This window comes from Bacillus sp. 7884-1 (assembly GCF_002272245.1).
Lineage (GTDB): Bacteria > Bacillota > Bacilli > Bacillales > Cytobacillaceae > Neobacillus.
Map to the genome: position 1 here is coordinate 1 of NZ_NPDD01000081.1, position 24,802 is coordinate 24,802.

Consider the following 24,802-nt stretch of genomic DNA (forward strand, 5'->3'; position numbering starts at 1 on the left):
GCGGAAAGCGAAGTGACTGGAGCGGAAATAAACAGACTAATTTAACACAGCCATATTTTAAATGAGCAACAAGACTTAAAAACGAGGTGCGGAAGATGACTAAAAAGAAAATGGGATTACTCGTAATGGCTTACGGAACCCCATATCATTTAGATGATTTAGAACGTTACTATACACATATTCGTCATGGAAGAAAGCCTACTCCAGAAATGATAGAAGAATTACGTGGCCGCTATGAAGCAATCGGTGGAATATCACCACTAGCAAAAATTACAATTGAGCAGTCTAAAAAACTAGAAGAACATTTAAATCGGGTCCAGGATGAAATAGAGTTTAAAATGTATCTTGGCTTAAAGCATATCGAACCATTTATCGAAGATGCTGTTAAGGACATGCAAGCAGATGGGATTAAAGAAGCTGTTAGTATAGTCTTGGCGCCGCATTTTTCAACATTTAGTATTAAATCCTATAATACCAGGGCAAAGGAAGAAGCGGACAAACTCGGTGGTATCACTATCACATCCATTGACAGCTGGTATGATGAACCAAAATTTATTACCTACTGGGTAGAAAAAATAAAAGAAATTTATGAGCAAATGCCTCAAGAAGAAAAAGATAACGCTATGATGATTGTCTCAGCTCATAGTCTTCCTGAGAAGATTTTGCAATTTGGAGACCCTTACCCAAGTCAGCTTCAAGAAACAGCTGAATTAATTGCAAAGCAAGCCGGAATAAGTAATTATGCGATTGGCTGGCAAAGCGCAGGGAATACACCAGATCCCTGGTTAGGGCCCGATGTACAGGATTTAACTCGAGACTTGGCGAAAGAACATCCATACAAAGCATTTGTTTATGCACCTGTTGGCTTTGTTTGTGAACATTTAGAAGTCCTCTATGACAACGATTACGAATGTAGAATTGTTGCTGAAGAAGTTGGAGCGAGTTATTATCGTCCTGCAATGCCAAACGCACATGATGATTTAATTGATGCAATGTCTACTGTTATCTTAAAAAGATTAGCTAACTAATCAGAATCGAAAAGAAAGAAGGGTGACATCCGTGGCGGAAGAAAAACAGAAGGTAGCCATCATTGGGGGAGGAATTGCAGGGCTTACTGCAGCATATTACCTTCAAAAAGTCATCAATGAAAAAAAGCTGCCTTTCGAAATCAAACTTATTGAAGCATCTCACCGTCTCGGAGGTAAAATGCAAACCGTAATAAGGGACGGTTTTACCATTGAAAAAGGTCCTGATTCCTTCCTTGCTAGAAAAGTGAGCATGATCAGACTTGCAAAGGAAGTAGGAATGGAGGAGCAATTAGTTTCTAATTCAACAGGGAAATCCTATGTTCTTGTCGATGACAAGCTTCATTCAATGCCTGGGGGTTCGATCATGGGAATCCCAACTGAAATAGGCCCATTTATTACAACAGGGTTATTCTCCATTCCGGGGAAGGTCAGAGCAGCTGCAGATTTTATTTTACCGAGATCACCAGGTAATATTGACCAGTCTTTAGGAGAATTTTTTCGAAGAAGGTTAGGCGACGAGGTGGTAGAGAATCTAATTGAACCGTTATTATCGGGAATTTACGCCGGTGATATCGATCAAATGAGCTTAATGTCTACTTTCCCGCAATTCTATGAGGTGGAACAAAAACACCGGAGCCTCATTTTAGGGATGAAAAAGACTACGCCTTCAAAAACGAAAACACAAGAACCAGCCGAGAAGAAAAAGGGTGCTTTTTTAACCTTTAAGTCTGGTCTGCAGTCCTTCGCTGAAGGGATTGAAGCGAAGATAGACCCCAATTCTATCCTAAAAGGGCATCGGGTCGATAAAATAACAAAGAAAAATAAGCAGTATGAGCTTTATCTAAATAACGGTGAGACAATGGCTGCTGACTGTATTATTGCGGCAACCCCGCATAAGATTACGCAATCGATGTTCTCAGACTATCATTTTTTTGATCCATTTAAGTCAGTCCCCTCTACATCTGTTGCCACCGTGGCCCTTGCCTTTCCTGAAGAAGCCATTAAAAAGGATATAGATGGAACAGGATTTGTTGTTTCTAGGAATGGTGATTATTCTATTACTGCCTGTACTTGGACACATAAAAAGTGGGAACACTCTACTCCGGAAGGTAAAGTGCTGCTGCGCTGTTATGTAGGAAGAGCCGGGGACGAAACAATTGTAGAACTTTCTGATGATAGGATTATTAAGATTGTAATGGATGATTTAAGCAGGACAATGGATATTGGAATGCAGCCTGATTTTGCCATCGTTTCTCGCTGGAAAGATTCAATGCCGCAATACACCGTGGGTCATAAACAACGCCTTGAGACCATCAGAAAGCATATTAAATCTGAATTGCCTGGAGTCTTTTTAGCCAGCGCATCCTTTGGTGGAGTAGGACTTCCTGATTGTATAGACCAAGGTGAAGCCGCAGTAAAAGGTGTATTAGAGTATTTAAATGTCAAAGCATAAACTAAGAAGCTGTTTTATTAATAGCTTCTTTTTTTATAAATGAGGGGGTACAAAGTTGAAGTTAACAATTATTGGTTTTTGGGGTGGATACCCTCCAAAAAATGGGGCGAGTTCAGGATATTTACTTGAACATGAAGGGTTTAATTTGTTGATAGATTGTGGCAGTGGTGTTCTTGCGAAAATGCAAAATATTATTGAGCCGGAAGAGCTTGATGCTGTGTTAATCTCTCATTATCATCCAGACCATATTGCAGATATAGGTGTATTACAGCATGCCCGCTTAATTCAGGGTTTTTTAGGGAAGAGTTTTCCGACCCTGCCTATCTATGGACACTCCTATGACCAATCAGAATTTGCAAAATTAACCTATAAAGAAATCACGAAGGGAATTGCCTACTCGCCTAATGAGGTTCTTACTGTCGGACCATTCCAGGTTTCCTTCTTAAAAACAGACCATCCTGTACCCTGCTATGCAATGAGAATAGAAGAAAATGGGAAATCACTCGTGTATACAGGTGACAGCTCCTTTAAAGAAGAATTTATTGAGTTTGGCAAAGATGCGGATCTATTATTATGTGAATGTAATTTTTATCAGCATCAAAATGGAAAGTCTGCAGGTCATATGAATAGCGTTGATGCAGGGGGATTTGCAGGAAGAGCAGGTGTTAAACAATTAATCTTAACCCATCTTCCACATTACGGAGATATATCTAAGCTTATCGATGAGGCAAGTACTGAATATACTGGTATAATTAAGCTTGCAGATGAATTTCAAACCATTTCACTATAGGAAAGGGAAGGGTAGTATGTTATTTATCGATAATAAAGGCATCACCGATCCACGTATAAATCTCGCCATTGAAGAGTATGCTTTGAAAAATCTTGATATCAATGAAACATATTTATTATTTTACATAAATGAGCCATCCATTATCATTGGAAAAAACCAAAATTCAATAGAAGAAATAAATACAGAGTATGTTGAGAGCAATGGTATACATGTGGTACGAAGATTGTCTGGCGGCGGAGCGGTATATCATGACCTTGGCAACCTAAATTATAGCTTTATTACAAAAGATGACGGGGACAGCTTTCATAATTTCCGCAAATTTACAGAGCCGGTAATTGCAGCACTTAAACAAATGGGGATAAATGCAGAATTAAGTGGCAGAAATGATATTTTAGCTGAAGGAAGGAAGATATCTGGGAATGCCCAATTCTCAACAAAGGGCCGTATGTTCACCCATGGAACACTTCTGTTTAATTCTGAAATGGATCACATTGTCTCCGCTTTAAGGGTGAAAAAGGATAAAATTGAATCCAAGGGAATCAAGTCAGTCCGCAGCAGAGTGGCTAATATTTCAGAATTTCTGACAGAGAAATTATCTGTTGAAGAATTTCGTTCTTCCTTACTGAAATTTATTTTTCAAGGCGAAGAAGTAACGGAGTATGTGCTTACAGAAGAGGATTGGGAGAAAATTCACCAACTTTCTAAAGAACGCTATCAAAATTGGGACTGGAACTACGGGAAATCGCCAAAGTTTAACCTCCAGCATTCGCATCGTTTCCCTGTGGGGCAAATTGATGTTCGATTAGATGTGGATAAAGGTGTTATTGAAAACTGTAAAATTTATGGTGACTTTTTTGGTGTTGGTGATGTAAGTGAGATCGAGAATAAACTGAAGCATGTTCGCTACGAAAAGAACGAGTTAGAAGCAGCGCTTAAAGATGTCGACACAACCTTTTATTTTGGAAATGTAACAAAAGAAGAATTTATCAACCTCATTTATTAGCGTTTAGCACGGTGAAATATTCACCGTGTGTTTTTTTGCTTTCTATCCGGTATGTTGACACATACCAAGGTATAAAACCTTTGTAAAATTCAATACAAAACTCAAATTCCCTCATAATATATAGGGCGTTCATCTTTGCCATGGGAAATAGGAGTGAGGATAATGGGGACGATAATATTTATCGGTTTAAATAAATCCGGGTCAAGCAGAGAGGCAGTGAAAGCAGCAAATGAATTAGATTATTATACAGTTGTTTTTACAAATCAGGAAAAGCAAATCCAGCAAAGAAGTGAATATAAAGATGTTCATCAACTGACTTTTGTGGACCTTAGCAATATCGAAGAGATAAAAAAACAAATTAATATATTGATGGATCGTGGAAATGAAATAATAATTATTACTAGTTTTGTCGCAAAATACGTTCAGACTGCCTCGATGTTGGCTGACGAATACTGCGAAAACTATTTATCAACGGAAGCACTTGCTATTATGGAAAATAAAGAAAAAACTAGAACTTTTTTTACTAACCAATCATTCACTCCAAGATTTAAGTTAATAACAAAAGACATGCCTTTTGTTCTAACTAACCAGATGTTAATCTTCCCGGTGGTAGTGAAGTGTGCTTCTTCAACTGGCTCAAGGGACGTCATCTTTGCAGAAAATATGATGAAACTAGAAAAAAACGTAAATATGCTGCGCTCCAAAGATCCAAGTGAAACCATCATCATTGAAGAATATGTGAATGGAGACCAATATTTAGTGGAGGTTCTGGTCAGCAACTGGAGGGTTCTAATTGGTGCCGTCATTAAGCAAGAAATTACAATGGGGAAACGATTTATTGTTACGGGATACGGGGTGTTAGCAGAAGTACCGCGAAACCTAGAAGAAAGCTTACTTGAATTAATAGAAACAATCGTGACCTCTTTAGAATTTCAAAATGGTGCCTTTCATTTGGAAATAAGATTGACAGAGGATGGCTGGAGACTAATTGAAATAAATCCTAGAATTTCCGGCGGGGCAATGAACAAGATGATTCAAGCAGCTTTTGGTTATAGCTTAGTGGAAGAAACACTAAAGTTGTTAATAGGAGAGACTCCTTCTTTAGTAAAGTTCACAAATCATTATGTTTTTACACAGTATGTCATCCTTGATAATAAAGGCATTTTAGAAAAGGTAACAGGCAAGGGAAGGGCAGCGGCTACACCTGGTGTGGTAGAAGTATACGTCAAGCCGAAGAGTGGAACTTATGTAACACCTCCCTTATCAATGGGACACCGCTATGCGTATGTAATTGCAAGAGGAGATACGCTCGAAGAAGCAGAAAATATTGCAAAGCAGGCAGCGAATGAGATTACCTTTCACCTAAGAAGAGAGTAAAAGATCCCCACAGTGGTTTATGGGGGTCTTTTTAACGTTATTTTTTTACTGAAACCGTGGTTTACTTGTATTTTGGTTAATTTATTATTTGTATGCTTGTTGCTTAAAAGTCCAAGCCTTCTCAATTTTTCAGAATAAATTATGAGTGAATAATAAACTGAAAGTGGAAATGACATAGGGGAATTCGTCCGATCCTACAATGTTGTCCAGATTTCCGAAACAACCTTATTGGTTTGTTCCGAGAAATTTGGCTATTTTTAATTAGGAAGGGGAAATAAAATGCGTGTTTCTGTTGGGAAATGGACAAAACATAAATTGATGCTTGAGGATGAAAGACTTGCTTCCTGTTTGCCTGATACACAATATTTGGATAAAACTTCCTTGAATATAATGTTAGACAAATATAATCAAATAATGGTAAAGCCATGCTTTGGTTATCAGGGGAGAGGAATTATCCAAATCTCTTCATTATTAGATGAAGAATTCGAACTTCATATTGAACGCAGGAAATCATTCGTAAACGGAAAGGAGAACATCTACGATTACTTAAAAGAGAATCACTTTCCAAGAAAAAGACAACGGTATATCGTCCAGCAAAGAATTCCACTTGCAACGATAAATAATAATCCATTTGATGTTCGGGTAATGGTACAAAAGAAAAAGGATTCTTTGGAATGGGTAGTAACTGGTAAACTTGCAAAAGTGGCAGCAAATAATTTTGTTGTTACTAACGTAGCAAAAGCTGTTTTATCAGTGGAAGATGCTATTGAAAAATCACTGATAAACAATGAAAAAATTAAAGATATTGTCGCGGATTTAGAGGAAGTTTCCTTGTTGATTGCGGGGCAATTAGCAAATTCCTATCCCCAAAAACGTGTATATGGAATAGATCTTGGTATTGATTTAGAAGGGAAGGTCTGGATTATAGAAGCAAACCTAAGACCTGCTTTATCCATGTTTAAATTATTAAATGATGGCTCATATGAAACCATTAAATCTTATAAAAGAGGATGAAAAATGGATAGGCATAACATCTGCCTATACCTTTTAATGTGAATTGAATATAAATTATGGTAAAGGTCCTAATTACCTATTTATATTAGGAGGCGGAGGAAAGAGGATGAATACGGTTGGTGTACTGCTTTCTAAAAGGGAATGGAGTAAGTTAATTAGCCAAAAAAACAAAAAGGACGAAATTTGGCATATTTATGCGAAGAAGGGTCGAGAGTTAGACCTTAAAATTCAATTCTTTACACTTACTGATATTTCCCTCGAGAGTTTAAAAACGCAAGCAATTGAAATTCAGAATAATTCTATGATAAAAAAGGATACAGTTGACATCCCATCAATTATTTATAACCCAACAATATTTTATAAAAAAAAGTATATCAAAAAGTTAAGGGAACTTTCTAACCACCCCAAATTTCAAGTCCTTAATGAACACCATCTAATAAAGAAAAAAGAATTATGTGCATTACTAGATTCATATTCTGATTTAAAAATAGATTTTGAGGAAGAAAATGATGCTAATAATACTTTATTTACTTTATATGTAGTAGGTCAAAAAAAGTTAAATAATAAATGGAAATCCCCGATTATGTACGCAAAAGATTCCAACCAAAAATTATACTACCTCGAAGATGCCTCAGTGGATGTATTATGGGAGTGCAGCCAAAGGGTTTTAGATATCATTCACTTATATTACCCTGGAATTTTCGAGATTGGCATTGTATTTTCATTAAATAAAAATGGTCTCTATTCTTTAAGTTCAACCTGTTCAATCAATACCATTGTTAACGACATTTTTGGATGGAACACTAAGATATGTGAAAAAATATGTAAATTTCCATTCAAGGTTGCCAAGAAAATACTACAAAAAAATTCTCACGATGGCATCGGCAATGAATATAGCCTTGCTTATCCATCACAATCAACCAAACCTTTATTTAGTCCAGAATCTGAAGAAAACCTGATAATGCGTTCAAATGAGGAAAGTATTAATCTCTGGATCAAAATAAAGGAGTCTCAGGACGAGGAAATGTGCCTAAAATTACCAAGGCTACATTCAAAATTAATCACCAGTGACCAAATCTCTATCCAGTTTGGAATTAAAGTACAAACATGTAAAATTGACATCATTGAAAGGGAATTTCGTTTAAACCGAAATTCATTTACCAATCCTGCAGAAGTAATGATCTCTAGTTCACTTTTAAAGAATATGCATATCCCAATGGACATGATATATCAGTTAAAGATATCAAACGATAAAGTAATAATTGGTCCATCCATTGGGCTGTTGCTAGGGGAAAACAATCAACTGTACAATCCAGCCTATATGGAAAAGTACTCTGACCGTTTGGGGGAATATGAGAAATTTGGCGGCTTAGTTATTGCCTTTTCCACCCGTTCCATCGATTGGGAGGAAAAGATAGCCTATGGGATGCTGTATGATCCAACTCAAAAAAAGTGGAGATATGATTCTGCACCAATTCCAGCTGTCTTGTACCGTAGAAATTTCCATCAAAATCCTGATAGGATTAACCAGCTAATTGAAATGACAAATAATAATTTATTCAATTCCCATTACTTTAAGAAATCTGATCTAATTTTATTAAAAGATGAAAAGGAAATTCGTAACCATGTCCCGGCCACACATCTGTTGAAAAAAATCGAAGATTTAATTGAATTTGTTCAGGATAGGGAAAAGGTTATATTGAAGCCCGTTAGCCTTTCACGAGGGCGAGGCATCTTTATTTTGGAAAAAAATCCAAAACAAGATGATGGGTATATCCTATACGACCATCAAAATGAGTTTCTACGCCGGTATCTGATTCCTGATACCAAGGGATTAGAGGAAATGTTAAAGAAGTTGAACATATTAAATAAGCAATATTTGTATCAAACCTACATTCCGCTTCTGAAAATAAACAACCGACCCTTGGATGTGAGAGTAGTTATGCAAAAAAATGATATAAAAAGCTGGAAGTGCTCTGGTATCGAATGCAGGGTTGCCGGTGAAAATGAGGTGTTAACCAATATTGCAAGAGGCGGAGAAGCAATGACCTTGGAGGAAGTGGTAATTGGAACAGGAATTAATCAATCATACGATGAGATTAATGAAAGTATTATAAATCTGTGTCAGAAGTTCTGTTATTTAATAGATAAAAAAGACGAACATTATGCAGAATTTGGTTTAGATATCGGTCTTGATCAAGAGGGGTTTCCATGGATTATTGAGGCAAATATTTTTCCGAGTTTTAAAGGCTTTAAAGAAATGGACTATGAAATGTACTTGAAAATACGCACTCAGCCCATCTTTTATGCTGTTCATTTACAAGGATTTTGCGTAAGTGAAAGTGAGGTGTGGAGCTCCTACGAAACATATAATAATAAAAATTTCCACTTCTAATCATAATATATAAATGTGTAAAAAACAGGCTATCTGGTATAAGGCCTGTTTTATTTTTACTTACGAATTTTTTAATGAAGAGTTGTCCACACCAATTAAACACTATGTACATAGATTGTAGAAGGTGTATAAAATGCTAGAAAGAGCAGTATTTTTACCCGTAAGGATGTGTTTTTTAGAGTCTTTTAAAAAGAGTGGTGGGATTATTCTGTGAAAATAGTACAAATAGCTAAAAATATTATTCCAGTGCCGCCAATTGGTTACGGTGGTACGGAGCGTGATATACATTATTTAACGAATTGTTTGATTGATCGTGGTCATGAAGTCATTGTTTTTGCTAAACAGGGATCAAAATGTAAAGGTAAATTGATTCCTTATCCAAAGAATAGTTCGAAGAATCTATTACCTTTTGTTAAAAAAAATCTTCCTGATGGTGTGGATGTAATTATTGACCATGCAGGGTTTGTTGCCACGGCCAAACTCCCAATTCCGACCTTATGTTCAATTCATTCTGCCATTAAGTTTAATGTGCAATTTCCTATATATGTTAGTAAATATTTATTGGAACATAAGGGAAATGGGAAAGGCTACTTTGTTCATAATGGAATCGGTGTCGATGATTATCCATATCTGGAGCAGAAAGAGAATTTCTTATTATCACTTGGAAGAATAATTCAATCAAAAGGGACACATTTGGCAATTAAGGCAGCAAAAGCTACAGGGGATTCATTAATTATTGCAGGTAATGTACCCAAAAAAGGTATTGCATATTTTAATAAGGAGGTTAAGCCACACATTGATGGGGAGCAAATAAAATATATAGGGGAGGTGGGTGGTGAAGAAAAAATGGAACTACTTTCTAAAGCAAAATGTGTCCTTTTCCCAATTACTTGGGGTGAACCATTTGGATTGGTACCAATTGAAGCAATGGCCTGTGGTACCCCTGTTATTGCTTTTAGAAAAGGGGGAGTACTGGAGACAATGAATGGTTTCCCAGAGCTAACTTGTAATAATTTAAATGAAATGGTTACTATCCTTCAACGTAGTCATTTTCCGCCTCCCCAAAAATTAAGGGAGTATGTCACTCAATATTTCTCAGCTGAGGTTATGACAGATAATTTTGAGAAGCTTATCCATAAGGCAATTAAGGAATATAAAAAATAATTAGGGAATTTGTAGATATCATTGCTTTTGAAGGGGTGGGTACATGAAAAAAATTTTGTATGTAGGTTTTCTTGGTCATAATAACCTAGGAGATGAATTATTGTTTGACCTATTCGAAGAAATGAGTGGGAAGTACCTTAATACGAACACATATCAAATTTCAGCTACTTCTCCATATTCTTTCTCAGCCTTAAAAAGGTTTGATAACAAGTATGATATATATATACTAGGTGGAGGCTCTCTGTTAACACCGTCCTTCTCCTATATCAATTATATTTATAAAGCCGTTAAACAAAATAAAAAAGTGATAATATGGGGGAGTGGAATCGATCGGATTCCCAAAAAATATATTGATAACCTTCATATTCAAGAAGATTTTGATGTTCGTAATATAATTGACAAGAATAATAGAAAAATGTTAATTGAAATTATTGAACATTCAGTTTGGTGTGGGGTTAGAGGTCCACTTACCTATAAGTTTCTAAAGGCAATTGGAGCAAATATGGACAAAGTAGAAATTAGTGGAGATCCTGGCTTACTTTTAGATGTAGATAATGGCACATCTAGTTTTTTATGGGGAAATAATGAAAAAATAATAGGCGTTAATTGGGCTATTCACAAAGATAAGTTAAGAAATATGCATGAAATAGAGGTTGAAAACCAATTAGCAGTCACACTTAAAGATTATATTCTGCAGGGCTATAAAATATATATGTATAGTTTATGGAAAAAAGATATTGAAGTAAGCAATCGGCTTTACAGGAAAATAAATGATAATGTAAACGTTATTCATGATACCAGGTTGTATAATCAAAATGAGTTAATGGGTTTAATGAAAAATTTTCATTTCACTATTAATTACAGATTGCATGCTAGTGTAATATCTTGTGCTTCTGGTGTTCCTTATATTTCTCTTGGAAATAGGTTTAAAGATTTAGATTTTGCCCATTCTATTGACCTTAAAGAGTTAGTGATTTCCACAGAATCGTTAAACATTAAACAAAAAATTAATGGAGTAAGTCTGTATATTAATGCCAATCGTGAAGAAATAATAAATAAATTTAATAAACATAAACAAAAATATAGTCAAAAATTAATAACTCCATTTAATCAAAATTTATTTTATTAAAAAATATCAAATAAAAAACAAGCTCTTAAGTGGGCTTGTTTTTTTATTTTCTAAAATTTGCAGTATCAAGGTCCTAGTCATTTCCAAATGCTTTTGTTGTATATTGGACAAAGTTTTCTACTCTTCCGATGATATAACTTTTTCGCCTTAATCGTGCATTTGATTGCTTAAAGGTGTGAAAATTCCAATTGCTTCTTCGAATGTAAACATAGTTATACCTGCTTGTTGTATAAATTTTCACATTCCTGCGCTTGCAAATACCTACAAACCCACTGTCTTCCCCTGAGCCTTTTATAGAAGGGAACTTAATCCTTGGGTAGATTTCTTTCTTGAAAATTAAAGTCCCGCCTTTCAAAGAGCTTTTCCCCGCTTTATTCTCAGTACCAAGTTTTCGAATGGTTAATAGTTTTTCTTTTTCAAAATACATAAATGATTTTCCCTTGCCCACCAGCTGTGCATTTGTATTATTAAAAACTTCCATAGCCTCTGTTAAATAGTAAGGAGAATAGTAATCATCGTCATCAAACTTGGCTACAATATCAAATTTTGCTTTCTCAATTCCGAAATTTAAGCAATCTCCTAGTGTTTTCTCTTGCGGAAGTTGATAGATTGTCACATTTGCATAACTTGCAGCTCTTTCCCGCCATTTTGAAATCTTCATTTTGTCATTATTTAGAATAATAATTAATTCTTTTTCCTTCCACCTTTGTCTAGAAAAGTTTTCAAATATATTATTCATCATGTTATCACGAATTGTACATGCGATTAATGTCACCATTATAAACCCTCCTTTCACACTTCTTTTTAGTATATGAGTCAAGCAGTGAAAGTGTTATGCAAAGACCAATAATTCTGAAATATGGTTAGAAATCTAGTGGAAATATGAGAATATACCCTGCCAATTCCTTTTCTTATGAATAGTATATAAAGAAATTCCCTAATTTTTGTGCCGCCAAAATTTTGTTACCATTCAAATTTGCGGATTTTTTATTCGAGAAAATAAACGTTCTAAAAAGGGATTTAAAGGAGTGAAAAAAATGATTCCTTCTTATGATTTTTCACTAACACCAAACAGCAATATGGTAATATGCTGTCTGGCTACCGGTAAGAATCATGTGGCTGCATTAGAAATAATGAAACCTACGGTGGAGTATTACGGAAAACTCCATGGTATTGATACTTTGTTTTATAATAAAAAACTTCTCCCAAATGAAATGGCTAAAAGGCATAAAGTTTTTTTGCTTTATAACCTATTAAAATATTACGAAATTGTCATGTGGATGGATTCGGATACCATTATTGTTGATCCACGAGTTGATATCCGAAGTGAATTAACTACTGACCATGTTGTTTATATGACAAGTTATTTTAGAAGAAAACCGCTTTTCCCAAATTCAGGGGTAATTGTGGTGAAACGTAATCCAAAAGCGATTGAAATATTAGAGGCTGTTTGGAGACACAAAAAGAAGCAAAGTGATGAGTGGTGGGATCAACAAGCCTTCTTAAAGCTTCTTGGTTTTAGGAATAGAAATATTAGAATTTTATCTTATAATGGTCCAACTAAATATACGCCCCTAATTGGAAGTTTACATGTCAAATGGAACAGTAGACCTAATCGATTCGATGTCGATAAAAAACCAATTATTGTACATCACTGTGGATTAAAGTGGTGGAAACGACTAAAAAGAATGAGGAAAAGCTATGATTTATTTTTGAGGAATATCGAAAAATATAAAACTCTTCCTAGTAAGGCGGATAGTCCATAAATCTCTTGATGGGTCGTGGTGAAATAATAAATGAAAAGAGGGACAACGATTAATAAGAAAACTAAGAAAGATGATATGAACCCTCAGCTCGAAATAACGGGGGACCTTTCATCGAACAATGTGAAACAAACCCTTTTGGAACAATTGGATCAGGTTGATGATTATTTTGAGAAGATAAAAATGGCTGGATATAACAAATCAAATGAAGTCGAAGTTGCCTTTGCTATTTCGCTAAAAAGTAAAAGTTCATCCCGAAATTGGACAAGGGTTCAAAACAATTTAGCTAGAACACTAAGGTCAATCATAAACAATACGGACCAAAATTTTAGGATAGTCATTGCTGGTCATGAAAAACCAACTATTATAGAAATGAACCATGAGCTTGTTACATGGCTGCCTGTTCGTTTCTCTCCCCCAACCTCCATTAGTAAATATAGCAGTGACAAATTTCGTAAACGTAGAGTGATTGGAGCTTTCTTAAGGAAAAGCGGTTTCTCAGGATACTTTATGCCTCTAGATGCAGATGATTGGGTTCACTATCGATTTGTAGAATATATTAGGTCCCATCCGATTACAGATGCATTTGTTATGAACTCAGGTTGCATGGCCAATATGAAAAGTAAACAGATATGGGTAAGGGAACGTTTTTATAAAGCATGTGGAAGCAGTGCAATATTTTATTTTCGTAATAATGATTTCCCTCGCACCTCTATAAAGAGAGACGTGATGAAGTCTAAATTTAAATGGGTAATTTTTGCACATGCGAAAGTTACAAATTATCTTAATAATAAAAACTATAAAATAGTGAATTACCCACTTGTTACCTGGGTTGTTGTTCATGGAGACAACAATACTACTATGAAAAGAAAAATAAGAAGTTCCATTTCTGCAAAAAGGTATCAGGCCATTTCTGAAAATCTCCAGGATTGGTTTTATGAATATTATAAAATAAAGTAGAATGAGTTATTCAATAATAGATTAAGATTAAGTATTCAAGAGGGACTTGCTATTTGTAGGTGCTTCTTTGCTGTTTTTTTTATTATAGGGAAACTGCCGTGGCAAAGGATATATATTTGCATGTAATAATAAGTAAACTTTTTAGGTTTTATTAGCTGAGGTAAATCCAATGGTTTTTATAAGTCATTATCAGAATCATGACACATTATTGAGACTGTTATTTGTTACAGCTTTCGTTATTCGAAAGCTGTAGACGGATTATAGAAAAAAGGAGATTAGGAATATGAATACTCCAACAGTTGGAATATTAGTAGGTGGGTTGATATATAGTGGAATTAAGACTAACAGGTCTGATTTAGAGCAAATCAGTTTTTATGAAGAGGCCTGTATACAATATGGGCTGTGTCCTTGCTTTTTTCGATTAAAAGATATAAAGCTTGAGACAGATCAAATTAATGCGTTAGTAAAAGGTGATAAGGGAAAATATGAATTGAAAGTTATCACCATACCCAAAATTATTCATAATCGAGGACTTTTTTTTAGGAATGAATCAAAGATAAAGATAAAGAATCTTCAAAAAACGGGGGTTATTATTTTTAATGATAGGAATCGTTATGGAAAATGGGGTGTTCATGAGATTTTAATGAAAAATGAAGAATTGCAGCCCCATTTGCCTGAAACGAAACGTGCAAGTTCGTTGAATTTCATAGAAATGCTGGAGAAGCATAAACAGCTAATCATTAAGCCGAGTGGCGGAAGTCTAGGCGGCGGGGTCGTTATGGTTGAAAAAAAGGATAGTGAACTTTGGGAAGTTTGTTATAACCAGAAGAGAGAGTCATTTGCTAACGATTGGCCAGACATCATTCGTAAAAAGGTCTTAAATAAAAATTACATCATTCAGGAACGAATTCAGCTTGCACAGTATCAAGGAAGCCCTTTTGATTTACGTGTCTCCGTCCAAAAAAATGGATTAGGAGAATGGCAGGTAACAGGTGTGGTTGGTAAGGTTGCTAAAATAGGAAATTATGTAACCAATGTTGCAAAAGGTGGTACCTGTAAAACGCTTACTGAACTATTATCCGATTATTCTAACCTGGATTTCAAAGAAGTCTATCAATCTATAGAAGACTTTTCAATTAAAGCTGTAACTGAATTAAATAAGTATTTCCCTAACCTAGCAGATGTTGGGCTGGATATTGGTTTAACTACTGAAGGTTTTCCCATGTTTATTGAATGTAATTGCCGCGATCTTAGAATAACATTTAAAAAAGCTCAAATGCATGAAGTATGGAAAGCAACATATACAACACCAATCAGTTATGCGAGGTATCTTTTTGATTCCAAGATAATTTAGCCACTTGTCAAGGGATGTGATTTATTTGCAAGGTATCGGTATGCTCCACTTCCGGAAAAATCCTGTCGATGTAAAAAAGGCGTATCCCTTTGCAGCCGTTGCGAAAATGGAAGGGGTTCACTTTTTTTACTTTTCATTTAATAATGTGGACTTTGACACCATGAAGATTAATGGTTGGATGTATGAAGAAGGGAAGTGGATTAAAAAACGAGTAGATTTTCCTTCAGTTGTGATAAACACCTGCAACCCAAAAACGGAGAACCAGAAAATCATACTAAAGAAGATAAAAAAATATGCGATTTTAACAAGCTTTCCCGTAGGGAACAAAATGAAAGTATATAAAAAAGTGAAAAAAGCAAAAGTGTTCGCCTCTTATCTAATCCCTTCCACTACGCTACTCCAGACAGAAGAACTTATTTCATTTTTAAAAGATCAACCGAGAGTCGTAATAAAACCTTTATCTGGAAATCATGGAAAAAAGGTGTTTTTTATCGAAAAAACGGAGGAACAGTTTAAAGTAACAGAAGGATTCAACATCATGTATATGAATGAAAAGGAACTTAACAGTTACTTTTGTCCAATTATTGCAGCACAAAAGTTTCTGATGCAACCTTTCATTGAATGTAAAACAAAAAGTGGTCTTACTTATGATTTTAGATTACATGTTCAAAAAAATGGTGAAGGGAAATGGGAAATCACCTTAATTTATCCTCGAATAAGTGGAAATGCAAAAATGATTAGTAATATAAGTAGTGGTGGCTACCGGGGAGAATTAGCCTCCTTTTTAGAAGATGAATTTGATGAAGATTCGAAAAAAGTTAAGGAAAACCTTGAGGTCTTTGCTTTAACCTTTTCTACTCATTTAGATACTTTATATGAACATTCGTTTGATGAGCTTGGTATAGATGTTGGTATTGATGCAAACCAAAGACTGTGGTTATTTGAAGTGAATTGGAGACCAGGTTCAAAAAACAGGGAATTTGACGTTGCCAAACGCCTAATTCCTTATTGTAAATATCTTTTAAATAAAAATAGTATCCCGTAAAAAGAAGCGCAAGAACTTAAATGCGGATATTTTCGAATGCCCTCACCGTTACAATTTCGTTATTATCGGTATTAGGGCTCTTTTCGATGATGAAGCATGCCTAGTAACGTCCAAAATCCCCTTTCTATATTACAAACTGTTAAAGTGTGGTAAAACAGCGATATTTGTTATGGGTAGGGTGGGAAGTAGAAATTTGTATCTTTTTGGAACTTTAGGCTTGTATCCTTAAATTTCTTTAAATATAATATATTTAGAAAATTGTTATTATTAAGTGAATGAACATTCATTCACAAAGGGAGGGAAATTATGAATTTATCATCAAAACTTCAGGAAACTGCAAAGAAGTCAGCCAGCAAAACTGCTTATTATTTTATGGGACAAGGAACTACATATGCTGAATTGGATGGAGCGATTACAAAGTTCGCTTCTGGCTTAGAAAAATTAGGAGTAAAGCAAGGGGATCATATTGCTTTATTACTTGGAAACTCACCGCATTTTGTCATTGGATTATACGGGGCATTACGGTTAGGGGCTACAGTGATTCCAGTTAATCCTATTTACACAGCAGATGAGATTGGATATATATTAAATAACGGTGATGTAAAGCTTGTAGTTGCGCTGGATATGGCCATCCCTTTAGCCGAAAAGGTTCATGCTTTCTTGCCTAAGGTTGAGAATTTTATATTTTGTGAAACAAGTGAAAATGGAATTGCTAAGCATAATATTGAATCACTTACCCTTTACCCTAAAATGAAATCGTTTACAGAAGTGATTGCGTCGGGTGATCTCTCCTTTAAAGGACCTGAGCTGCAGGATGATGACACCGCGATCATTCTTTATACCTCTGGGACCACAGGGAAACCAAAAGGCGCAATGCTCACACACAAAAATTTATACAGCAATGCAAGTGATGTCGGCGATTATTTAAAGATGAATAATCAAGACCGCGTCATTACAACCCTTCCTATGTTCCATGTATTCTGCTTAACGGTGGCTTTAAATGCACCATTGCTAAGTGGAGCAACCATCTTGATCGCGCCAAGATTTAGTCCTAAGGAAATATTCGATTTGGCAAGAGAGTATGAAGCAACTGTTTTTGCTGGAGTACCAACCATGTATAATTTCCTTTATCAATATCCAGAAGCTAATCCTGATGAATTCAAAACATTAAGGTTATGTATTTCTGGCGGTGCCTCCTTACCTGTTGCGCTGCTTAATAATTTTGAAAAGAAATTTAATGTCACTGTATCAGAGGGTTATGGTTTGTCGGAGGCTTCACCGGTTACCTGTTTCAATCCGCTAGATCGACCGCGTAAGGCTGGTTCTATTGGAACATCTATTCTTCATGTTGAAAACAAAATAGTTAATGAACTAGGAGAGGAACTTCCTATTGGAGAAGTTGGTGAATTAATTGTTTCTGGTCCGAATGTCATGAAGGGCTATTATAAAATGCCGGAAGAAACAGCTGCAGCCATCCGTGAAGGCTGGCTATATACAGGGGACTTGGCAAGAATGGATGAAGAGGGCTATTTCTATATCGTTGATAGAAAGAAAGATTTGATAATAGTTGGCGGGTATAATGTCTATCCTCGTGAGGTTGAAGAAGTCCTTTATAACTATCCTGATGTAGTAGAAGCGGCCGTTCTTGGCGTGCCAGATTCAGAATTCGGAGAATCAGTAAAATGCTTTGTTGTGAGGAAAAATTCAAATACGACCGAAGAGTATTTACTCGAGTATTGTAGAGAACACTTAGCGAAGTATAAAGTTCCTTCTTCGATTGAGTTCTTAGAAGAACTTCCAAAAAACACAACTGGAAAAATCTTGCGAAGAGCTTTAAAAACTCAAATTACTCAGACCGTATAAAGACATGATAGATATAAGGAAAATAACATGGCTGAATCCTCGCCATGTTTTTTTATTTCATTCTTTCTGAAAATTTGATAAAATTTATTTTTGAACTATGCAGAGAGAAGGGATAATAAAGTGTCTGAGTTTGCTATCAGAAAGGAATCATCTGAATTTAAAAAGGGTCTGCAGGCAGGGATAAGCATTGCGATTGGATATTTTCCAATTGCATTGACCTTTGGTCTCCTTGCTAAAACAACTGGACTATCTATATATGAATCTGTGTTAATGAGTATGATTGTATTTGCAGGTGCTTCACAGTATATTTCATTAAGCTTGATTGTCTATGGGACTGGGATACTTGAAATTGTTTTAACAACCTTTATCGTAAACATTCGCCATTTTCTAATGTCGACAACTTTAAATGAAAAATGTGAAGATGACCATCTTGGGAATAAAATGGTTTATTCATTTGGAATTACCGATGAGACATTTTCAGTCGTGGCGACCAAAGAAGGAACAGCTTCGACTGGATTCATGTTTGGGGTAAATTTATTGGCGTATTCAAGCTGGGTTATATTTACTGGGGTTGGTCATTTGATAGGGGCAAGTCTTCCTCAAACATTACAAGAAAGTATGGGAATTGCCCTCTATGCGATGTTTGTCGGTCTCTTAGTACCATCTTTGAAAAAAAGTGGTAAAGTGTTTTTTCTAGCTGCACTTGCCGCAATCTTTAATTCGATTTTTACACTAGGCGGTATGATGGCACAAGGATGGTCCATTGTGACCTCAACGATTCTGTCTGCTGTTCTAATGGAACTGATTGAAATGGTGAAGGCAAAGCATTGGGGTGTTAACGGTGAAAAGTGAAATTGTGTGGATGATAATTGGGATGGGTTTAGTTACGTATATACCAAGGATGCTTCCGTTTGTATTGTTTAAAGGTAAGGAGCTTCCCCCCTTTATCCAAGGCGTGCTAAAAAACGTCCCATATGCAACATTGGGAGCATTAATTTTCCCAGCAATCCTTTTACTGCAAAAGGATGATATTTGGTATGGAATAGCAGGGGCCGCCGCCGCATTTGCTGCAGCTTTCTTAGGGGCAAATATCATTATTGTGGTTTTAGGGTCGATCACAGTCCTTGCCCTATATTCTTATTTTCTTTGAGTCGGTGAATCCGGCTTTTTTTGTTCTAAATATTATCTTTTTAACTAAACTATGTATAGAGAGGTTGTACAAAAAGGAGGGACAACATATTACATGGTTAGGAAAATGGGATTCTATGCAGTTTTGGCCTATGCATTATATGGGTTATTTTTCTACTGGTATTTATTTCACTTCGCAGACATTAGCCTGCCTTTTGAATATCAAGGAACAAAAGCAGACCCGGCAACTTTTTTAAATGGCAGAGAGTTAATGTTGAGTGAAGAGTATTCAAAAATAAGGAATTTGTTATTCTTTCTTTCAACACCATTTGAATGGCTTTTCTATTTTTTTATTTTATTATTTGGATTTTCGAAGGCGTTTAAAAAATGGGCAGAGAGTTCGTCTAAGTACAAGTTTCTTCAAACTGCTATTTACCTTATATGGCTTTCATTTTTTGCTTTTGTGGCGACATTCCCTTTAAGCTATATTAGTTATTCCTTGTCAAAAACATATAACATCTCCACACAAAGCTTTGCGTTATGGATGAAGGAAGAACTAATTGATTTTTGGATCAATTATGGAACGTTACTGGTCATTGTTCCCGTATTATATTGGCTGATGAAAAAAAGTGTTAAACGCTGGTGGCTCTATGCTTGGGCTTTATCGATACCTTTTACACTGTTCATGATGTTTTTACAGCCGGTAGTTATCGATCCGTTATATAATGATTTTTATCCTTTGAAAAATAAAGAATTAGAAACAAAGATATTGGATTTAGCAGACAAGGCTCAAATTCCAGCAGAACATGTCTTTGAAGTGAATATGTCTGCCGAGACAAATTCATTAAATGCCTATGTAACCGGTATTGGTTCAAATGCAAGAATTGTCCTATGGGATACAACCTTAAATAAATTATCAGATGACCAAATTTTATTTATCATGGCACATGAAATCTGTCACTATGTCGAAAATCATATATATATTGGAATAGCCTTGTATTTACTGCTATCACTGTTAGGTTTATATCTGACCTATCGAATTATGAATTGGGTGATTGCACGTTTTGGGAAAGAACTAAAAATCCCAGATCCAAGAGATATTCGATCCCTGCCACTTTTTTTCATGATTCTTTCGATGTTACTGTTCACTGCCAGTCCTTTTTCAAATTTAATTTCTCGGTATGAAGAAACACGGGCTGATAGATATGCAATAAATATGACCCAAAACACTGACGCTGCCATTACTTCTTTCCAAGAATTAACCCGCTCAGGCTTAAGTCAGGTCAATCCGCCATTATTAGTGAAGATTTTCCGTTACAGTCATCCTACTATGCTTGAACGAATTTCTATGCTGGAAGAATATGAAGTGAAAATGAAGAATAAATAGCCAAAAAAGAATGGGAAAGGAGAATTATCTCCTTTCCCATTCCTTTTTTAATGTGTCTTTACGTCCCAAATCGTTTATTTATCTCTATAAGCTGTTTGGATAAAAGGTAAAAGTCTTTTTTATCCCGATGGTCAATTGCACAATCAATTTTTTTCAGCAGTTTTTCTTTTTCAACCGTCAATTGAATTTCTGATAAGAGCATATCAATATACAGATCCTGGACAAAATTCTCTTTTCGTTGACGTTTCATGGCACCAAGTTTCATTAATTCCGTGTATGATTTCTCATTCATCAAAATCACCTCTGATGCTTTTTAATATTATATGGAATTTTTTTGATAATATCAATGAATATTTATAATCTTCTGATAATTTTTTTTGTAATAACTTTGTGAATAAATTCGCAACAATTCAGAAAAATAAATAAACCATAAATTAATCGTGGTATGATGGGTAAAATTACTAAATGGAGTTGAAAATATTGAAGCTGAAGCAAATTGAAGAATATGAGGTAAACCCGTTTACGATGTTCATAAAGCCCATCGTGTATGGCAGTAAAATTTATTCAGAGATTATTGAAGTAGAAGATGAATTTTTATCCCCTTTTAAACCGCTCGATATTATCAGAAACAGTTGTGAGTATTATGGATGTGACTATGAAGGCCGCCGGAATGGTACAAAACAGTTAGTCGGTTATGCACATAAAATTCCGATTGCGATTGATCCCACCAACCGCATTTTTTTCTTCCCTACCACATCACCAAACCGTCAAGAGTGTATTTGGATTTCTCATGAACATGTAAAAAAGCCGGTCCGAATTAATCCTCAAGAAACTTTAATCCTTTTTAATAATAATCAATCTTTTGAATTACCTGTTTCATGCAGTTCGATTACTTCTCAACTGGAGAGGACATCGTATTTAAGGACAAAGTTAATGCAAAGAATTGAACATAATGAAAGAAAGTCATTTTATTTAATGCAGCGTCCAAAGTCCCTGGAAGCATCAGAAGTATCTTTTGAATATGGTAAAAAGAAGATGAAGGATAAGCATTAACCGTTTATTGAGACGGGTGCTGTTTAAGATAATAAAACTCCATTAATTCTTGAACTTTATTGCGTATTCTTGGATTAAAGTAATTATGGGCTTCTTCATAGCCTTTATATAAAAACATATACATGGTAAAAGCATCGTCACGTTTGGTTTCAATTACTTTGAGGTTATTCTTTTTCATATATTGTTTAACTTCAGCTAATTCCCTTTGAATGATTTTCATTGTCTCTTCAATTAGTGCTATATAGGGTTTTTTTAATTTAAATGGACTCTTTTCCACAACAGTCAAATCCCGATTTAAGATAATTAATACCATGGGCAAATAGATGGCTTTTTCCATTATATTACGATCATCCTCTGGAATTCTGGTCATCCTATCATCGGCTCCTTTTAATTAACGAGAACAAGTGTTCCTTTTTATCATACAAAAATCTTGTTGAAAACGCAATGCTAAAAAAGCTTGCGTTTTTTATTTGCAAAATTTGGTACTTGTATGAGAAAGTTTTTGATAGAAGGATATTAACTCGGGGAAAATGAATTATATATAGACACATTAAAATGATGTAAAAGTCCATAAGGGATTAAAAATATTACATAGATGGGTGAGTCCAAGATGAGATATGAAAAGCATAAAAGGAAAAAAAGAAAATCGACATCTATATTATTAGTTCTCCTGGTCCTAATTGGTGCAACAGCGGGTTATGTATATTATCAGTATAAACAAGGAGTTAATCAATCTTTAGAGAAAATTAATAATGGTAGTACAGAAAATAATGTCGATGAAGTATATGCTTTTGAAGGTAAAAAGGATCAATATGGGGCCACCAATATCCTTTTATTGGGAAGTGATGCAAGAGAGGGTGAGAAAGCATCTCGAGCCGATACAATCATGATTGCTCATTATAATGAAGACAAAGGAACCTATAAATTAACTTCCATCATGAGGGATATTTATGTAAGTATCCCTGGTGAGGGTAAGCATAAAATCAATTCCGCCTTTATGCGTGGCGGGCCGGAGCTGATGAGAAAAACAATCAAGGAGAACTTTGATATTGATTTACAGTATTATGCGATTGTTGACTTTCAAGGTTTTGTACAATTGATTGATGAGGCCTTTCCAAAAGGTGTAGAAATAAATGTTGAAAAGAGAATGGAAGCAAACGTTGATGTACCACTAGAACCAGGTCTGCAAAAATTAAATGGAGATCAAATGCTTAGCTTTGTACGATTTCGGCATGATGCTATAGGGGATTTTGGCCGTGTTCAACGTCAGCAGCAGGCACTTCAGGCAATTGGAGATCAGCTTTCAGGCATTCAAACGATTCCAAAGCTGCCTAAATTAGTAGGGGTTGTTAAACCCTATATCAATACAAATATGAATACAGGCGATATATTATTTATGGCAAAGGATTTCTTTGGAAAAGACAGAGGAACGATTGAGACTTTTAGAATCCCTATTGAGAATGGATATAGAGATGCAAATATAAAAGGGGAAGGTGCTGTTTTGGAGTTAGATTTAGAGGAGAATAGAGAGGCTTTTCACCAGTTCTTAACTAAATAAGCAAAACAAACAGCACAAAGCATTACGTAAGGAGCAATCATATGGACTTTGAAGCAATCAAGGCATGGTTCACACTAGAAAATATAATGGACTTAATTCAAAAGTACCGGTCCTTTGGGCCAATACCAGGGATAGTGCTGCCCATGATTGAAGCATTTTTGCCGTTTCTGCCGCTAGTATTATTCGTAATGGCGAATGCAAGTGCTTTTGGGCTCTGGCTGGGTTTTTTATATTCTTGGCTGGGGTCTTGTTTAGGGGCATTAATACTTTTTTTACTTATAAGAAAATATGGACAGAAAAGAGTATTTTCATTTCTCTCAAAACATCAAAAGGTTAGAAAGTTGATGGATTGGGTTGATCGTCACGGTTTCGGTCCACTCTTTTTACTGCTATGTTTCCCGTTCACACCCTCAGTTGTTGTAAATATTGTAGCGGCTCTTTCAAAAATTAGTATTTACCAATATATGCTTGCCGTGGCAATTGGCAAAATGGTGATGATTTTCACCATGAGTTTTGTGGGTTATGATCTTCATTCTTTGATTACGCAGCCTTACCGTACAGCAATTGTTTTTCTTGTTATTTTTATTCTTTGGTATGTTGGAAAAAGAATTGAAGTAAGATTGAATAAGAGCATGGAAAATGACCATAATGAGGAGATAAATAGAGGGAAAGAATTGAGGAAAAGGAGGAGCTGAAAATGATGAATATTGAATGGAAAAAAGAGGGGATTGAATGGATTAAAGCTTTTGCAATTGGAATTATTATTTTTGCTTTTATACGAACATTTTTCTTTTCTAACTATGTTGTTGAGGGAGAATCTATGATGCCTACTCTCCAAGATGGTAACAAATTAGTAGTAAATAAGCTAGGCTATCAAATTAGTGATTTGAGTCGTTTTGACGTCATTGTATTCCATGCCAATGAGAAAGAGGATTTTGTGAAACGTGTAATCGGCCTTCCAGGGGACAAAATTGAATTTAGAGACGATCAATTATATATCAACGGACAAAAGTACCAGGAACCGTTTTTATCTATTTATAGGCAGGAAATACCGGGAATTAAACTTACAGGTGATTTTAATTTGAAGGAGATTACGGGAGAAAGTACTGTACCAGAAGGAAAGTTATTTGTACTTGGGGATAATCGCTTAGGCAGCTGGGACAGCAGGCATTTTGGTTTCATCTCTGTCAGCCAGGTTGTTGGAAAAGTTGACCTCCGTTACTGGCCGCTTAACGAAATGGATGTACAATTCTAATAAGAATAAAAACCAGAGAGAACGATGATATCGTCTCTTTTTTTTTGGCTGTGTTAAAGGTAACTATTGATTGTAGAGCTATG

The 24,802-nt window shown here is 35.4% G+C and carries 24 protein-coding genes; 21 read left to right on the forward strand and 3 right to left on the reverse strand.

Going from position 1 to position 24,802, the window contains the following annotated elements; genetic code table 11:
* The first annotated feature begins 95 nt into the window (after nucleotides 1-95).
* From hemH to CHI06_RS10805, 9 genes are all read left to right on the forward strand, one after another.
* Nucleotides 96-1,028: a ferrochelatase gene (hemH, locus tag CHI06_RS10765; RefSeq protein ID WP_095248551.1), complete on the forward strand. Its 933-nt coding sequence runs from the start codon at nucleotides 96-98 to the stop codon at nucleotides 1,026-1,028.
* Nucleotides 1,029-1,059: 31 nt separating this feature from the next.
* Entirely contained in the window at nucleotides 1,060-2,481 is a 1,422-nt protein-coding gene (gene hemY, locus CHI06_RS10770; protein ID WP_095248552.1) for a protoporphyrinogen oxidase, read from the forward strand.
* Nucleotides 2,482-2,536: 55 nt separating this feature from the next.
* Entirely contained in the window at nucleotides 2,537-3,271 is a 735-nt protein-coding gene (locus CHI06_RS10775) for an MBL fold metallo-hydrolase (protein WP_095248553.1), read from the forward strand.
* 16 nt (nucleotides 3,272-3,287) lie between these two features.
* Nucleotides 3,288-4,274 carry a lipoate--protein ligase gene (locus CHI06_RS10780; protein WP_095248554.1) on the forward strand — a complete coding sequence of 329 codons (987 nt, stop codon included), beginning with the start codon at nucleotides 3,288-3,290 and terminating at the stop codon, nucleotides 4,272-4,274.
* Between the two features lie 162 nt (nucleotides 4,275-4,436).
* Nucleotides 4,437-5,651, forward strand: a complete 1,215-nt coding sequence (locus tag CHI06_RS10785; RefSeq protein ID WP_095248555.1) for an ATP-grasp domain-containing protein — start codon at nucleotides 4,437-4,439, stop codon at nucleotides 5,649-5,651.
* Nucleotides 5,652-5,930: 279 nt separating this feature from the next.
* Nucleotides 5,931-6,665, forward strand: a complete 735-nt coding sequence (locus CHI06_RS10790; RefSeq protein ID WP_095248556.1) for a YheC/YheD family protein — start codon at nucleotides 5,931-5,933, stop codon at nucleotides 6,663-6,665.
* Nucleotides 6,666-6,771: 106 nt separating this feature from the next.
* Complete coding sequence (locus CHI06_RS10795) at nucleotides 6,772-9,060, forward strand: YheC/YheD family endospore coat-associated protein (protein ID WP_095248557.1); 2,289 nt, start codon at nucleotides 6,772-6,774, stop codon at nucleotides 9,058-9,060.
* Nucleotides 9,061-9,270: 210 nt separating this feature from the next.
* On the forward strand, nucleotides 9,271-10,224 hold the full coding sequence (locus CHI06_RS10800) for a glycosyltransferase family 4 protein (protein ID WP_095248558.1): 954 nt from the start codon (nucleotides 9,271-9,273) through the stop codon (nucleotides 10,222-10,224).
* A 43-nt stretch (nucleotides 10,225-10,267) separates the two neighbouring features.
* Nucleotides 10,268-11,353, forward strand: a complete 1,086-nt coding sequence (locus tag CHI06_RS10805; RefSeq protein WP_095248559.1) for a polysaccharide pyruvyl transferase family protein — start codon at nucleotides 10,268-10,270, stop codon at nucleotides 11,351-11,353.
* A 73-nt stretch (nucleotides 11,354-11,426) separates the two neighbouring features.
* On the opposite strand, the gene CHI06_RS10810 is transcribed toward CHI06_RS10805, so the two are convergent.
* Complete coding sequence (locus CHI06_RS10810; protein ID WP_095248560.1) at nucleotides 11,427-12,131, reverse strand: glycosyltransferase; 705 nt, start codon at nucleotides 12,129-12,131, stop codon at nucleotides 11,427-11,429.
* A gap of 259 nt (nucleotides 12,132-12,390) precedes the next feature.
* On the opposite strand from CHI06_RS10810, the gene CHI06_RS10815 reads away from it, so the two are divergent.
* From CHI06_RS10815 to CHI06_RS10850, 8 genes are all read left to right on the forward strand, one after another.
* The gene (locus CHI06_RS10815) at nucleotides 12,391-13,119 is read left to right on the forward strand and encodes a putative nucleotide-diphospho-sugar transferase (RefSeq protein WP_095248561.1); all 729 of its coding nucleotides are present in this window, start codon (nucleotides 12,391-12,393) and stop codon (nucleotides 13,117-13,119) included.
* 30 nt (nucleotides 13,120-13,149) lie between these two features.
* The gene (locus CHI06_RS10820; RefSeq protein ID WP_095248562.1) at nucleotides 13,150-14,076 is read left to right on the forward strand and encodes a hypothetical protein; all 927 of its coding nucleotides are present in this window, start codon (nucleotides 13,150-13,152) and stop codon (nucleotides 14,074-14,076) included.
* Nucleotides 14,077-14,359: 283 nt separating this feature from the next.
* Nucleotides 14,360-15,430, forward strand: a complete 1,071-nt coding sequence (locus CHI06_RS10825; protein ID WP_095248563.1) for a YheC/YheD family endospore coat-associated protein — start codon at nucleotides 14,360-14,362, stop codon at nucleotides 15,428-15,430.
* Between the two features lie 25 nt (nucleotides 15,431-15,455).
* Nucleotides 15,456-16,475: a YheC/YheD family protein gene (locus tag CHI06_RS10830; RefSeq protein WP_095248564.1), complete on the forward strand. Its 1,020-nt coding sequence runs from the start codon at nucleotides 15,456-15,458 to the stop codon at nucleotides 16,473-16,475.
* A 306-nt stretch (nucleotides 16,476-16,781) separates the two neighbouring features.
* Complete coding sequence (locus CHI06_RS10835; protein ID WP_095248565.1) at nucleotides 16,782-18,338, forward strand: fatty acid--CoA ligase family protein; 1,557 nt, start codon at nucleotides 16,782-16,784, stop codon at nucleotides 18,336-18,338.
* 120 nt (nucleotides 18,339-18,458) lie between these two features.
* Nucleotides 18,459-19,190, forward strand: a complete 732-nt coding sequence (locus CHI06_RS10840) for an AzlC family ABC transporter permease (RefSeq protein ID WP_095248566.1) — start codon at nucleotides 18,459-18,461, stop codon at nucleotides 19,188-19,190.
* Nucleotides 19,180-19,488, forward strand: a complete 309-nt coding sequence (locus CHI06_RS10845) for an AzlD domain-containing protein (RefSeq protein WP_095248567.1) — start codon at nucleotides 19,180-19,182, stop codon at nucleotides 19,486-19,488. Before CHI06_RS10840 ends, CHI06_RS10845 begins: the two co-directional genes overlap by 11 nt.
* Nucleotides 19,489-19,581: 93 nt before the next feature.
* Entirely contained in the window at nucleotides 19,582-20,853 is a 1,272-nt protein-coding gene (locus tag CHI06_RS10850; RefSeq protein WP_095248568.1) for a M48 family metallopeptidase, read from the forward strand.
* A 58-nt stretch (nucleotides 20,854-20,911) separates the two neighbouring features.
* On the opposite strand, the gene CHI06_RS10855 is transcribed toward CHI06_RS10850, so the two are convergent.
* Nucleotides 20,912-21,145: an IDEAL domain-containing protein gene (locus tag CHI06_RS10855; protein ID WP_095248569.1), complete on the reverse strand. Its 234-nt coding sequence runs from the start codon at nucleotides 21,143-21,145 to the stop codon at nucleotides 20,912-20,914.
* Between the two features lie 188 nt (nucleotides 21,146-21,333).
* On the opposite strand from CHI06_RS10855, the gene CHI06_RS10860 reads away from it, so the two are divergent.
* On the forward strand, nucleotides 21,334-21,906 hold the full coding sequence (locus CHI06_RS10860) for a competence protein ComK (protein WP_257009240.1): 573 nt from the start codon (nucleotides 21,334-21,336) through the stop codon (nucleotides 21,904-21,906).
* Between the two features lie 4 nt (nucleotides 21,907-21,910).
* On the opposite strand, the gene CHI06_RS10865 is transcribed toward CHI06_RS10860, so the two are convergent.
* Nucleotides 21,911-22,276 (reverse strand): hypothetical protein, encoded by a 366-nt coding sequence (locus CHI06_RS10865; RefSeq protein ID WP_095248571.1) that lies wholly within the window; start codon nucleotides 22,274-22,276, stop codon nucleotides 21,911-21,913.
* Nucleotides 22,277-22,516: 240 nt separating this feature from the next.
* On the opposite strand from CHI06_RS10865, the gene CHI06_RS10870 reads away from it, so the two are divergent.
* The 3 genes from CHI06_RS10870 to lepB are packed head-to-tail and all read left to right on the forward strand — an operon-like array spanning nucleotide 22,517 to nucleotide 24,719.
* Nucleotides 22,517-23,464, forward strand: a complete 948-nt coding sequence (locus CHI06_RS10870) for an LCP family protein (protein ID WP_095248572.1) — start codon at nucleotides 22,517-22,519, stop codon at nucleotides 23,462-23,464.
* A gap of 41 nt (nucleotides 23,465-23,505) precedes the next feature.
* Nucleotides 23,506-24,159: a TVP38/TMEM64 family protein gene (locus CHI06_RS10875; protein ID WP_095248573.1), complete on the forward strand. Its 654-nt coding sequence runs from the start codon at nucleotides 23,506-23,508 to the stop codon at nucleotides 24,157-24,159.
* A gap of 5 nt (nucleotides 24,160-24,164) precedes the next feature.
* Nucleotides 24,165-24,719, forward strand: a complete 555-nt coding sequence (gene lepB, locus CHI06_RS10880; protein WP_095248574.1) for a signal peptidase I — start codon at nucleotides 24,165-24,167, stop codon at nucleotides 24,717-24,719.
* Nucleotides 24,720-24,802 lie beyond the last annotated feature (83 nt).